General features: G+C 39.8%; 7 protein-coding genes, 25 tRNA genes and 2 rRNA genes (1 of these 34 only partly in view). All 34 read right to left on the bottom strand.

From position 1 onward, the window contains the following. Positions 1-3: 3 nt before the first annotated feature. Positions 4-747 carry an alpha/beta hydrolase gene (locus tag IGK03_RS01185; protein WP_033625559.1) on the bottom strand — a complete coding sequence of 248 codons (744 nt, stop codon included), beginning with the start codon at positions 745-747 and terminating at the stop codon, positions 4-6. A 478-nt stretch (positions 748-1225) separates the two neighbouring features. Further along, entirely contained in the window at positions 1226-1840 is a 615-nt protein-coding gene (locus IGK03_RS01180; protein ID WP_002377892.1) for a hypothetical protein, read from the bottom strand. A 618-nt stretch (positions 1841-2458) separates the two neighbouring features. Next, positions 2459-3277 carry a histidine phosphatase family protein gene (locus tag IGK03_RS01175; protein ID WP_049095574.1) on the bottom strand — a complete coding sequence of 273 codons (819 nt, stop codon included), beginning with the start codon at positions 3275-3277 and terminating at the stop codon, positions 2459-2461. A gap of 20 nt (positions 3278-3297) precedes the next feature. Next, positions 3298-4764 (bottom strand): glycoside hydrolase family 1 protein, encoded by a 1467-nt coding sequence (locus IGK03_RS01170; protein ID WP_202334736.1) that lies wholly within the window; start codon positions 4762-4764, stop codon positions 3298-3300. A 122-nt stretch (positions 4765-4886) separates the two neighbouring features. Continuing rightward, positions 4887-6317, bottom strand: coding sequence for a 6-phospho-beta-glucosidase (locus IGK03_RS01165; protein WP_002355183.1), 1431 nt, complete (start codon positions 6315-6317; stop codon positions 4887-4889). Positions 6318-6340: 23 nt separating this feature from the next. Beyond that, positions 6341-8239 carry a beta-glucoside-specific PTS transporter subunit IIABC gene (locus IGK03_RS01160; protein ID WP_002358327.1) on the bottom strand — a complete coding sequence of 633 codons (1899 nt, stop codon included), beginning with the start codon at positions 8237-8239 and terminating at the stop codon, positions 6341-6343. 73 nt (positions 8240-8312) lie between these two features. Next, entirely contained in the window at positions 8313-9155 is an 843-nt protein-coding gene (gene licT, locus IGK03_RS01155; RefSeq protein WP_002355181.1) for a BglG family transcription antiterminator LicT, read from the bottom strand. Positions 9156-9397: 242 nt separating this feature from the next. Then, positions 9398-9469, bottom strand: a tRNA-Glu gene (locus IGK03_RS01150). Between the two features lie 15 nt (positions 9470-9484). Continuing rightward, positions 9485-9572: transfer RNA gene (locus IGK03_RS01145), tRNA-Ser, on the bottom strand. A gap of 10 nt (positions 9573-9582) precedes the next feature. Next, positions 9583-9656 (bottom strand) — tRNA-Ile (locus IGK03_RS01140). Between the two features lie 13 nt (positions 9657-9669). Next, positions 9670-9740, bottom strand: a tRNA-Gly gene (locus IGK03_RS01135). Positions 9741-9754: 14 nt separating this feature from the next. Then, positions 9755-9827, bottom strand: a tRNA-Phe gene (locus IGK03_RS01130). A gap of 5 nt (positions 9828-9832) precedes the next feature. After that, a tRNA-Asp gene (locus IGK03_RS01125) sits at positions 9833-9906 on the bottom strand. 48 nt (positions 9907-9954) lie between these two features. Then, positions 9955-10028, bottom strand: a tRNA-Met gene (locus IGK03_RS01120). Positions 10029-10061: 33 nt separating this feature from the next. Next, positions 10062-10151, bottom strand: a tRNA-Ser gene (locus IGK03_RS01115). Positions 10152-10163: 12 nt separating this feature from the next. Then, positions 10164-10235: transfer RNA gene (locus tag IGK03_RS01110), tRNA-Glu, on the bottom strand. A gap of 14 nt (positions 10236-10249) precedes the next feature. After that, a tRNA-Ile gene (locus IGK03_RS01105) sits at positions 10250-10323 on the bottom strand. 9 nt (positions 10324-10332) lie between these two features. After that, positions 10333-10403, bottom strand: a tRNA-Gly gene (locus IGK03_RS01100). A 1-nt stretch (position 10404) separates the two neighbouring features. Next, positions 10405-10481 (bottom strand) — tRNA-Asp (locus tag IGK03_RS01095). A 38-nt stretch (positions 10482-10519) separates the two neighbouring features. After that, positions 10520-10593 (bottom strand) — tRNA-Met (locus IGK03_RS01090). A 33-nt stretch (positions 10594-10626) separates the two neighbouring features. Then, positions 10627-10716 (bottom strand) — tRNA-Ser (locus IGK03_RS01085). 33 nt (positions 10717-10749) lie between these two features. After that, positions 10750-10823, bottom strand: a tRNA-Ile gene (locus IGK03_RS01080). 20 nt (positions 10824-10843) lie between these two features. After that, a tRNA-Met gene (locus tag IGK03_RS01075) sits at positions 10844-10917 on the bottom strand. A gap of 23 nt (positions 10918-10940) precedes the next feature. Then, positions 10941-11013, bottom strand: a tRNA-Ala gene (locus tag IGK03_RS01070). Positions 11014-11026: 13 nt separating this feature from the next. Further along, positions 11027-11100 (bottom strand) — tRNA-Pro (locus IGK03_RS01065). An 11-nt stretch (positions 11101-11111) separates the two neighbouring features. Beyond that, positions 11112-11185, bottom strand: a tRNA-Arg gene (locus IGK03_RS01060). A 14-nt stretch (positions 11186-11199) separates the two neighbouring features. Next, positions 11200-11285: transfer RNA gene (locus IGK03_RS01055), tRNA-Leu, on the bottom strand. 15 nt (positions 11286-11300) lie between these two features. Further along, positions 11301-11372: transfer RNA gene (locus tag IGK03_RS01050), tRNA-Gly, on the bottom strand. A 4-nt stretch (positions 11373-11376) separates the two neighbouring features. After that, positions 11377-11452, bottom strand: a tRNA-Thr gene (locus tag IGK03_RS01045). A 6-nt stretch (positions 11453-11458) separates the two neighbouring features. Continuing rightward, a tRNA-Leu gene (locus tag IGK03_RS01040) sits at positions 11459-11540 on the bottom strand. Between the two features lie 16 nt (positions 11541-11556). Next, a tRNA-Lys gene (locus IGK03_RS01035) sits at positions 11557-11629 on the bottom strand. A gap of 6 nt (positions 11630-11635) precedes the next feature. Next, positions 11636-11708, bottom strand: a tRNA-Val gene (locus IGK03_RS01030). A gap of 14 nt (positions 11709-11722) precedes the next feature. Then, positions 11723-11838, bottom strand: a 5S ribosomal RNA gene (gene rrf / locus IGK03_RS01025). Between the two features lie 96 nt (positions 11839-11934). Then, positions 11935-12014 (bottom strand): 23S ribosomal RNA (locus tag IGK03_RS01020) (it continues 2833 nt past the right edge of the window).

Here is a 12014-nt window from a genome sequence, read left to right as displayed (position 1 = left end):
GGATTATTTATTGGAGCGTGATTGTAGCCATGCTACAATCAATTGACTGATTTCTGTTTGCTGTTGCTCGTTAGAAATTGTCGCTTTGTTGTCTCCTTTTTGGACACCGTAATTACCAAACCCTGCATGGTTACCACCTTTGATAGATGCATACTGCGTATCTTTTGGCAAAAACTGTTTGGCTTTTTGGTAGCTAGTCCAATTTAAAACACCATCGTTTGTGGCTGTTATTGACAGAACCGGCAGATCTTGCTTGTTTAGTGCACCTTTTTCGTCAGGATAGCTGGCTAAATAAATCACGCCTTTGATTCGTTGCTCATTTTCCGCTACAAAACGACTAGCCATCACACCACCCAGAGAATGCCCAGCCAAAACGAAGTTTTGTTGTGGATGATCCTTTATAATTTGTTCTGCAGCATTTGGTGCAAGCACCGCTAAATTCAAAGGAAAATGAACAATATAGACATCATAACCTTTCGTAGCAACTTCTTGCGCCCATTCACTATAACTAGCGGGCGCAACCAATGCACCTGGATAAAAAATCAGTGCTGTATCATTTTTTTGCCCGTTTGTGTAATAATCATAATTTTTTTCTTGCGTGGCACTTTGACTTATTTTTAAGGCCGAATCGGTTGCTTGATACGTACTATTTTTAATAAAAATAGTCAAACCGATGACTAATACCGCTAAAAAAAGCCCGATTCCTAGGACAATTTTTTTCCAACGTGATTTTGTTCTATTTTTCATCTCATTTCCTCCCAATGAAAAAATTCTTCTTTCTGATTCTACCCTTAATAAAAAAAGAACACAACAATAGGAGTTGGTGAAGCAATACTTCTGTTGCTTCACCAACTCCTAAATAGACTGTTTCTCTAATCCAGGGATTATTTTGTCTCTTTTTCGCCTGCTTCTAAGTAGCTGATAATAACCGTTTCAAATCATCATTTATTTTTCCTACACTTCCCTTATTAAAATAACAATGAAGCTGAAAGCAGAAATATCAACACCGAACAGATCAATAAAGCCCTGTTATTTGATAAAGTATAGTCTAAATAGATATACTCGCCAATGAAAAATACTATCAGAGCTAACGAAGCCCTCAATAAACCAACATTTTCAAAAATATATTCTTTGAAAATGAAGGAAAGGACTCCTAAAATAAGGAATGATAGTAACATTGACTTAACAATAAACCATTGCTTCCTCGCCATTCTAACACTTCTCTCTAAGGAATATTAATTGTATAGTTCCAATTCCAGCCACCGATATATTTCCCTAAACTTATTCTTCTAATTCCGTTTTCTACTGCCCATTTTGCTGTTGCAGCTGCTCCAGCTGTTATAACTGCTGCTACACCTGCACCGACTGGTCCTGCTGCTGCAAATTGCTTGGCATACCAGCCCACATATCCACCTACAAATGCGCCAGCTGCCCATGCATTCATTTTTCTTACTTTTGGTCCTAAATTAATATATACACCTACAAATCTGGATAATTGTGGTGTATTTAAATCAATTTCATTTGTAGCATCAATCATCAATTGCGCATCCGAAACTGAAATATTTAAATCCGAAGCTAAAGTCTCAACATCTGTGTTAATTACAAGAACACCATTAACAGTATCGAAATAGCCTTCTAATTTTTCACTAGCCTGCAACATTTCCTTATCTAAAGTTCCATATTCATTTTCAATATCCGTAATTGTTTCATTAATTTTATCTACTGAAACAACTCCAAAATCCAAAATACTTGTTGAGTCGGTTGCTAAAGCTCTCATAGGAATTATAGTCATTCCTAAAATGCCTAAGACAGCTACAGAAATTAAAAATTTATTTTTCATAATTTAAAGCTCCTCCTTTTACTTTGATATCCGATTTTTTAATACCTAACAACTGTTAATTTTTGCTGATCAACAAACATACTATGGTACTTTCTTCATCAATTCCCTCCCTTTCATAAATTTGTCTGTTGTAAAAAATAGTAGCATACACTATTTTAAATAGACATAGCTATTATTCTATTTTATAGGAACACATTACTAATATAAGCAAGCATAGTAACAGCCTTATACAATTTAGATAATAAATAACAACCTATTTCATTAACTAAAACAACAATAGTCATAAAAAGGACTGGTTTTTAACAGATACATGTCACAATGTTTTCATGCTATTTATTTAATAGTTGATTCACTAATTAAAAAAATAATTTCTAATTTTTACTTAATATAAATGTAAAAATACCCCATCAGAACATGCTTTTATTCAGTTAGTATAAAAACGGTCCAAAATCTAGTCAGCATAGTTATGCGATAAATCATTTTTGAGCTCGAACCACTTCTATTTAAAAATGTGATGAGGTAAGCCTTCACTTTTAATAAAAAAACAATAGGAGTTGGTGGAGCAACCCTTTTCTTGCTCCACCAACTCCTAAATAAACTGTTTCTCGACGCCTTAGATTATTTTGATTCTTTTTTGCCTGCTTCTAAGTAGCTGACATCATTGACTTTATCCAAAGTATACTCGCCATTTTTGTAATGAATCGTTGTAACACTAGCATTCTTCAAACCGCCTTCTGGGACTTTAAAATCATCAAATAAAGTTGCTAACAACGCTGAAATACTCAAGCCATGAGAGACCACTAAAACATTGCCATTCCCAGGATTGGCTGATTCTGTGGCAACAATTTTATCTAAGCCTTTTTTCAAACGTTTGGTAATTGTAGCATAGTCTTCTGCAGGCCAGTTATTCTTGCTTTCCTCGCGCTGTTGATCCAGTTTAGCTACACTGTTGGCAAAGGATTCAGGGGTCATGTTTTTCATAAATTCTTCTAAGGGAACACCTTGATCATCAGCAATATCCTGCCACATTGTCTTATTTAAATCCCCTTCATAGCTACCAAAATTAAATTCACGTAAATCTGGGTCACGCACGACTTCAAGATCTTTGCCTGCTTTATTTTGATCTAAAATAAGTTGAGCAGTTTGCAAGGCGCGGCCACTATCACTACTATATGCATTTTGAAAAGCAACATCTTTCAAACCAATCCCAGTTGCTGTCACAACTTTTTCACCTTCTGGTGTTAAGACCGCATCTGACCATCCTTGTACGCGGTCCGTCGTATTTAACATGGTTTTTCCATGGCGCACAATGTAAAGAGTTAGTTCTTCAGGTTTTGTCTCTTTTTCTTTTGTCGTTGCTTGCTGATTTTTACCACAACCAACCATTACTAAAATGGCCAGAAAAAGCATCCCCACAATCGTCAATCGTTTTTTCATTTTTTATTTCCCCTCATTTTCTACTCAGTTGTTAAGTTTTCACCATTACTAGCGATAACTTGTTTGTACCAATTAAATGATTTTTTCTTAGTTCGTTTCAAGGTTCCCTGACCTTCGTCATCCATGTCTACATAGATAAAGCCGTAACGTTTTTTCATTTCGCCAGTCCCTGCTGAAACTAAGTCAATACAACCCCATGGCGTATAACCAATTAAGTTAACCCCGTCTTCTTCTATTGCGGTTCTCATGGCGTCAATATGTTGTTTAAAATAATCAATGCGGTAATCGTCGACAATCGAGCCATCCTCTTGCAATGTGTCTACCGCGCCAAACCCGTTTTCAACCACAAACAATGGCATATTGTAACGATCTGACAACTGACACAATGAAATTCTTAACCCTAAAGGATCGACAGCCCAGCCCCATTCAGATTCTTGCAAATAAGGATTTTTAACCGCAGGCATTTGGTTGCCTCCGACATATTTTACTTCTTCGGGATAAGCAGTCGAAACGGTCGACATATAATAACTAAACCCGATATAATCAACTGTTCCTTTTTGAATAATCGCTAAATCCTCTGACTCCATTTGAATTGTCATTCCTTCACGCTCAAATTCTTTGAGCTTATGCGCTGGATAATAGCCCTTAGCCTGGACATCCATATAAAATTCTTGCTCTCGGTTAAATTGAACAGTTGCCATCACGTCCTCAGGTTTGCAGGACAAAGGATAACTTGGAATATAAGCCACCATCATACCAATTTGGAAATCTGGATTGATGGAATGTCCTAATTCAACGGCTTTCGCACTTGCTACAAATAGATGATGCGCTGCTTGATATTTACTTTGTTTATCATTATTGTGAATCCCAATTTGCGTCCAACTTCTTAAAAAATTAATTTCATTAAAAGTCATCCAATACTTCACTTTATTCTGATAACGTGTAAAAATGGTTTCGCAAAAGAAAACAAAGAAATCAATCACTTCACGATTTTTCCAACCATCATATTCATCGGCCAAATACATCGGAATATCAAAATGGTTAATCGTCACAACAGGCTCAATTCCATGGCGCAGCAAAGTATCAAAAACTTTATCATAAAAGGCTAAGCCTTCTTCATTAATCTCTTTTGTTCCATTTGGGCAAATCCGGCTCCAGGCGATAGACAGCCGAAAACATTTGAAACCCATTTCTGCAAATAAGGCGATATCTTCTTCGTAATGATGGTAAAAGTCCGTCGCTACATGACTAGGATAGTATAACTCTTCATCGATATAGCCAATCGCTCCTTCGGGTAATGCTTGATCGCGCGTACACGAAGCTTTTTGGCCCTCTTTAGTTAAATACGTAATCCGTCGCGGTTCTGTTTGACTACCACCAGTAATTGCATCTAATGTACTCAGACCTTTGCCTCCTGAAAGGTAGCCACCTTCATATTGGTTAGCAGCTGTTGCGCCGCCCCATAAAAAATTTTCTGGAAATCCCATAAAATCCCTCTTTCCCTCTGTTTTTAGGCATAACAAAGAAACCATCAAGGGAATTGAGGCTGGCAGAAGAGTCCTTGTTTTTTCTGCCAACGTCAAACGCCCTTTAATAGTTGCTAATTTTATTAATTACTTAAATCTTCACCATTTGTTGCGATTACTTTTTTGTACCAATCAAACGATTTTTTCTTGCTTCGTTTTAACGTACCATTTCCTTCGTTATCGCGATCCACATAGATAAAGCCATAGCGTTTTTTCATTTCACCAGTTCCAGCTGATACTAAATCAATACAGCCCCAAGTCGTATAGCCTAACAAGTCGACACCATCTTGTTCAACGGCATCTTTCATCGCTTGAATATGCGCCGCCAAATAATCGATACGATAATCATCGACTACATAACCATTTTCGTCTGGTGTGTCTACCGCTCCTAAGCCATTTTCAACAATAAATAGTGGTTTTTGATAACGATCATATAAGTCATTCATCGTAATTCTCAAACCAAGCGGATCAATTTGCCAACCCCATTCACTGGCTTTTAAATAAGGATTTTTCACAGAGGCAAAGATGTTACCAGCTGTTTGTTCATTAATTTCTGGATCTGTTGATGTGACACGAGAAGAATAATAAGAGAACGAAATGAAGTCCACCGTATGTTCTTTTAAAAGTTCTTCGTCGCCTTCTTCCATTTCAATTTGAATACCTTTACGGGCCATTTCTTTTAAAGCATACGCAGGGTATTCCCCACGTGATTGGACATCAATAAAGAAATAATTTTCACGATCTGCTTGTCGAGCAGCGAAAACATCTTCTGGTTTACAAGTATAAGCGTAGTTGGAACCAGCCGCTAACATACAACCTACTTGGTTTTCAGGATCTACCTCATGAGCAATTTTTGTCGCAATTGCACTTGCTAGTAGTTCATGATGAGCCGCTTGGTATTTCACTTGTTCTTTGTTTTCGCCTTCTTCAAAGTATAGACCTGCTCCCATAAATGGTGCATGTAAAATCATATTAATTTCGTTAAATGTTAACCAATATTTGACTAATCCTTTATATCGGTTGAAAATTACACGGCAAAGATTTTCATAGAAACCTACTAACTTACGACTACGCCAAGCGCCATATTCTTCCACTAAGTGCATTGGGCAGTCAAAGTGTGTAATCGTTACTAGTGGCTCAATCCCATATTTATGACATTCTTTGAATAAGTCTTCATAGAACTTCAAGCCTTCTTCATTTGGCTCTGTTTCATCTCCCATTGGAAAAATTCGACTCCAAGCAATGGATAAACGGTATGTTTTAAAACCCATTTCACCAAACAAGGCGATGTCTTCTTTATAGCGATGATACATATCAATCGCCTCTTGTGCAGGATAGAAATGTTCTTCATCAAAGTTAAACATTTTCTTTTCACCAGTGATTACTGGAAAACGATCTGGACCAGTTGGCGCTAAATCGACGTTTGCCAAACCGCGTCCACCTTCGTTATAGCCACCTTCACATTGATTGGCTGCTGTTGCGCCACCCCATAAAAAGTCTTTTCTAAATGCCATAAATTCTCTTCCTCCACATCTTTTTATATTAAAGCGGTCAGCAAATCATCACTTGTTGAAACTTCATTACTGCCGACTTCCAAAATATCTAAATAATCCGCTGTATTCGTCACAACGATTGGAATTTGTGTACTAAACCCAGCTTTTTTTATTCCTTCTAAATCAAAGGTTACTAATGTTTGACCTTTTTTCACGCGGTCACCTTGTTTTACAAAAGCTTCAAAGCCTTCGCCTTCTAATTGAACTGTATCAATCCCAATATGAATCAATAATTCTGTGCCGTTATCTGAAATCAAACCTAATGCATGTTTTGTTGGGAATAGTGTGACAATCGTTCCATCAAAGGGTGCAACCACTTTACCTTCCGTTGGTTCAATCACGACCCCATTTCCTAAAGCTCCATTTGCAAAAGCAGGATCCTCTGCATTTTTTAAAGATAACACTCGTCCTTTGACTGGACTTGTAATATTTTCTTTTTTAATCGTTGTTTTATCAATAATCACTTCTTCTTCCTCAACTGTATTGTCTTTCCAGAAGAAGAATGTTAGACCAAAACCAACGACCGCTGCAATGGCAATTGCAATAAAGGACTGGATCATCCCACTTGCATCATCACCATTGATAAAGTTTAGCACACCGAAAATTCCTAAACCACCCATTGTATATGCTGTCACATTATTGATCATCAAATATAAACCACCGACAGCGCCACCAATCATTGAATAAATAAATGGCCATTTTTTCGGTAAAGTGATTCCATAAATTGCTGGCTCTGTTACACCAAAAATACCAGAGATAATTGCTGGCGGACACAAAGCTTTTAACTTTTTATCTTTCAATTTGAAGAACATCGCTAAAACAACCGCTGTTTGCGCAAAACTAGCTGCAAATGATCCCGTTAATACTTGGCTTGAACCTTCTTGTGTCACTTGCATAATGGCTAATGGCACAACGCTCCAATGTAAACCAAAAATAACTAAGACTTGCCAGAAGAAGCCAAGAATCAAACCATACAAAGCTGGTGAGAAACTCATTAATGCTGTAAAGCCAGCGCTTAATAAATCTGTTAGCATGCTAACGATTGGCCCAATTACTAAGAAACCAATTGGTAAGGCAATCAACAAGACGAAAAACGGTACTAAGAACGTTTGAACAACTTCTGGAATAATCCGTTTAAACACTTTTTGAACTTGTGCCGCAAAAGCAATAATGAAGATGATTGGTACGACACTACTTGTATAGTTCGCACCGACCCAAGGAATCCCCATAAATGTATTATAGGCAGGTAAGCCGAATAAATTATACGGTGCTGCGGCTCCGGCTCCCGCTGTTGTTTCAAAGGCCGTTTGTAATGCACTTCCTTGAATCGTTGGGTAACATAAAGCTGCGCCAATCACGATCCCTACCATCGGATGCAACCGGAATTTTTTAGCTGCTGTATAACCTAAAATAACTGGCATAAAGTAGAAAATTGCATCGCCAATCCCATTTAACATGGTATAAGTCCCTGACGTAGCCGTATAGAGCTTTAAGAAAACCAATAAGGCATTTAACCCTTTGACCATCCCAGCCGCTGCTAACGCCCCTAAAAAGGGTTGGAAACAACCACTTAAAATATCTATTAAGCGATCAAATAAATTCCCACTGGAAGCTTCTTCTTCACGTTCTCCTGACAAGCCTGCAATACTAACTACTTCTTCGTAAACGGCTGGAACATGGTTCCCAATAACGACTTGGTATTGTCCACCGCTTTTCATAACAGTTACCACACCGTCCATATTTTTTAAGACATCATCATTCGCTTGACTCTCATCTTTTAATTTGAAGCGAAGACGTGTGATACAATGTGTCAAACTATTAATATTCTCTTGCCCACCGACATTTTTTACAATTTTTTCTGCTAGTTCATGATATTTTCCCATCTTTTTTTCCTCCAAAAATTTATTTTCATTTGAAGGTTTAGCCAACTGAATGTCACTATCCAAAGTGGTGCGTTTATTGTTCCGTTGTTTGTACAATTCGTGCAATGTGAATCGTTAGGTACAAGCGTTCTTCATTTGAAACTTGATAGTCATAGTTCTCATTTAAATACAAGCTGATCTTTTCCACGCAACGATAGGCGTTGAGATATTTCTTTTTAATTACCGCATACAGTTCTTCATCATCATTTTCGACAACTTCACGTTGGTGTAATAAGCGATAACAGAAAAATTTTAAATGTGTGCTAAATCGATAAAAGTAGACAGAGTCTTCATCAAAACTTACCTTAAAATAGTATTTGACGATATTTGTAATCTCTTGCATCAACTTTGTCAATTCGTAAATATTACCGACTTCTTCCTCCATCTCCGCATTCACCAAGTGCAATGCGATAAAACCTGCCTCATCCGTTGACAATTCCATTCCTACGCGCTTTTGTACCATTTTTAAAGCATTTACTCCTACTTCGTACTCTTCAGGAAAAAAACGTTTAATATCCCATAATAATAAATTCTTAATTGCAATTCCTTGTTTTTTTCTTTCTAAAGCTGTGTACAAATGATCCGTCAGAGAAATATAAATGGTATCATTCAAACTCTTTTTCAACGTTGATTTTGCATAAACAATAATGTCATCCGAGAGTTTCATCATCTCTAAAGGAATATTTCCTAACAATTCTTGAAACTTAAGTGATGTTTCTTGATTGGCTAAATAAAAAACTTGATCAATACTTTCATCAGGAACCCAATCCCCAATGCGTTTCTTAAAAGCAATTCCTTTGCCCATAACAATTTGCTCTCGTTTATCATCATCTAATGTAATAACCACATTATTGTTTAAAATTTTGTGAATAATCAATGCCCCACCTCCTTTGTGTTTCGTTGAAAAAAGAAAAACCCAATTTCTTCAAAAAGAACGACACATATGTCGCTTCATGAAAAAATTAGGTTTAGCTTGTCTTTAAACAATCACTATCCATCTATTTACTTATCCCTACATCCAAAGAATAACATATTTACAACAAATGTCAACGCTTTCAACGACATTTTTTTGTAATAAAAATAAAAAAAGCATACAAACAATGTTTGTATGCTTCACTATGACCCGTACGGGACTCGAACCCGTGTTACCGCCGTGAAAGGGCGGTGTCTTAACCGCTTGACCAACGGGCCATTAAAAAGAAAAAACGGAGAAGGAGGGATTTGAACCCTCGCGCCGGTTTCCCGACCTACACCCTTAGCAGGGGCGCCTCTTCAGCCACTTGAGTACTTCCCCAAGAAATAAATGGGCCTAAATGGACTCGAACCATCGACCTCACGCTTATCAGGCGTGCGCTCTAACCAGCTGAGCTATAGGCCCCAAATAAGAAAAAAGCGGGTGACGAGAATCGAACTCGCGACAACAGCTTGGAAGGCTGTGGTTTTACCACTAAACTACACCCGCAAATTTTTCTTGGATGGCGCGGGACAGAATCGAACTGCCGACACATGGAGCTTCAATCCATTGCTCTACCAACTGAGCTACCGAGCCAAAAACGGTCTGGACGGGACTCGAACCCGCGACCTCCTGCGTGACAGGCAGGCATTCTAACCAGCTGAACTACCAAACCAATTCGTTTTTGCTTTATGCAAATGTATGCTTTAAAAAATAAAAGCAATTGCGGGGGCAGGATTTGAACCTACGACCTTCGGGTTATGAGCCCGACGAGCTACCTGACTGCTCCACCCCGCGATAATTAGACTAAGGAAACTTAATTCCTAAGAAAGGAGGATAAGGGATTCGAACCCTTGCACGGTTTTACCCGCCTGACGGTTTTCAAGACCGTTCCCTTCAGCCGGACTTGGGTAATCCTCCGTAACAAAACTATGACCCGTACGGGACTCGAACCCGTGTTACCGCCGTGAAAGGGCGGTGTCTTAACCGCTTGACCAACGGGCCATTTTATAAAATTATGGGCCTAAATGGACTCGAACCATCGACCTCACGCTTATCAGGCGTGCGCTCTAACCAGCTGAGCTATAGGCCCAAAAAGAAAAGCGGGTGACGAGAATCGAACTCGCGACAACAGCTTGGAAGGCTGTGGTTTTACCACTAAACTACACCCGCATGGCGGTCTGGACGGGACTCGAACCCGCGACCTCCTGCGTGACAGGCAGGCATTCTAACCAGCTGAACTACCAAACCATACTTTTCTTTTTATGTGCTTTTGAAATCAAAAGCAATTGCGGGGGCAGGATTTGAACCTACGACCTTCGGGTTATGAGCCCGACGAGCTACCTGACTGCTCCACCCCGCGATAATTAGACTAAGGAAATTTAATTCCTAAGAAAGGAGGATAAGGGATTCGAACCCTTGCACGGTTTTACCCGCCTGACGGTTTTCAAGACCGTTCCCTTCAGCCGGACTTGGGTAATCCTCCATGATAAAAATAAAACTATAAACAACGTCACAATGGACCTTGTAGGACTCGAACCTACGACCGGACGGTTATGAGCCGTCTGCTCTAACCAACTGAGCTAAAGGTCCAGGCTCTTCCAAATGTATAATCGCGGCGGAGGGGATCGAACCCCCGACCTCCCGGGTATGAACCGGACGCTCTAGCCAGCTGAGCTACACCGCGAAACTCTTATATTAAAATAAGAATGGAGCCTAGCGGGATCGAACCGCTGACCTCCTGCGTGCAAAGCAGGCGCTCTCCCAGCTGAGCTAAGGCCCCATGAAAATTATTATCGGGAAGACAGGATTCGAACCTGCGACCCCTTGGTCCCAAACCAAGTGCTCTACCAAGCTGAGCTACTTCCCGTATATAACTAATGCACCCAAAGGGAGTCGAACCCCTAACCTTTTGATTCGTAGTCAAACACTCTATCCAGTTGAGCTATGGGTGCTAAATATAAAACAATGCCGAGGACCGGAATCGAACCGGTACGGTGATCACTCACCGCAGGATTTTAAGTCCTGTGCGTCTGCCAGTTCCGCCACCCCGGCGTAATGAATTGGCTAAGCGGAAAACGGGGTTCGAACCCGCGACCCCCACCTTGGCAAGGTGGTGCTCTACCACTGAGCTATTTCCGCAAAATGGTGCCGGCTAAAGGACTTGAACCCTCGACCCTCTGATTACAAATCAGATGCTCTACCAACTGAGCTAAGCCGGCTAAATATGCGGGTGAAGGGACTTGAACCCCCACGCCTTGCGGCGCTAGATCCTAAATCTAGTGCGTCTGCCAATTCCGCCACACCCGCAAATGAAATATGAATATGAGCCGTACAGGGCTCGAACCTGTGACCCTCTGATTAAAAGTCAGATGCTCTACCAACTGAGCTAACGGCTCAAAAAATGGAGGTTAACGGGATCGAACCGCTGACCCCCTGCTTGTAAGGCAGGTGCTCTCCCAGCTGAGCTAAACCTCCAAAAACAACAATTCGCGTGGCGACGTCCTACTCTCACAAAGGGAAACCCTTCACTACAATCGGCGCTAAGAAGCTTAACTTCTGTGTTCGGCATGGGAACAGGTGTATCCTTCTCGCTATCGCCACCACACTGGGTGTTGTTTCTTATTGAGTTGAATAGTCATTCACTCAAAACTGGATTGAAGTTTGAATCAAAATAACCAAGTTGCTTTTACTTATCCATTCTTTGGTTAAGTCCTCGACCGATTAGTATTGGTCCGCTCCAACTATCACTAGCCTTCCACTTCCAACCTATCTACCTGATCA

Source organism: Enterococcus sp. DIV2453a (assembly GCF_050533535.1).
GTDB lineage: Bacteria > Bacillota > Bacilli > Lactobacillales > Enterococcaceae > Enterococcus > Enterococcus faecalis.
Note: the sequence above shows the minus strand (reverse complement) of the source record. Positions and strands in the feature narration are given on the sequence as shown.

What these genes read in the sequence shown, in the direction of transcription:
- IGK03_RS01180 (WP_002377892.1), bottom strand. Translation starts at nt 1,840, where the DNA reads ATGAAAAATAAATTTTTAATTTCTGTAGCTGTCTTAGGCATTTTAGGA.
- IGK03_RS01175 (WP_049095574.1), bottom strand. Translation starts at nt 3,277, where the DNA reads ATGAAAAAACGATTGACGATTGTGGGGATGCTTTTTCTGGCCATTTTA.
- IGK03_RS01185 (WP_033625559.1), bottom strand. Translation starts at nt 747, where the DNA reads ATGAAAAATAGAACAAAATCACGTTGGAAAAAAATTGTCCTAGGAATC.
- IGK03_RS01165 (WP_002355183.1), bottom strand. Translation starts at nt 6,317, where the DNA reads ATGGCATTTAGAAAAGACTTTTTATGGGGTGGCGCAACAGCAGCCAAT.
- IGK03_RS01170 (WP_202334736.1), bottom strand. Translation starts at nt 4,764, where the DNA reads ATGGGATTTCCAGAAAATTTTTTATGGGGCGGCGCAACAGCTGCTAAC.
- IGK03_RS01160 (WP_002358327.1), bottom strand. Translation starts at nt 8,239, where the DNA reads ATGGGAAAATATCATGAACTAGCAGAAAAAATTGTAAAAAATGTCGGT.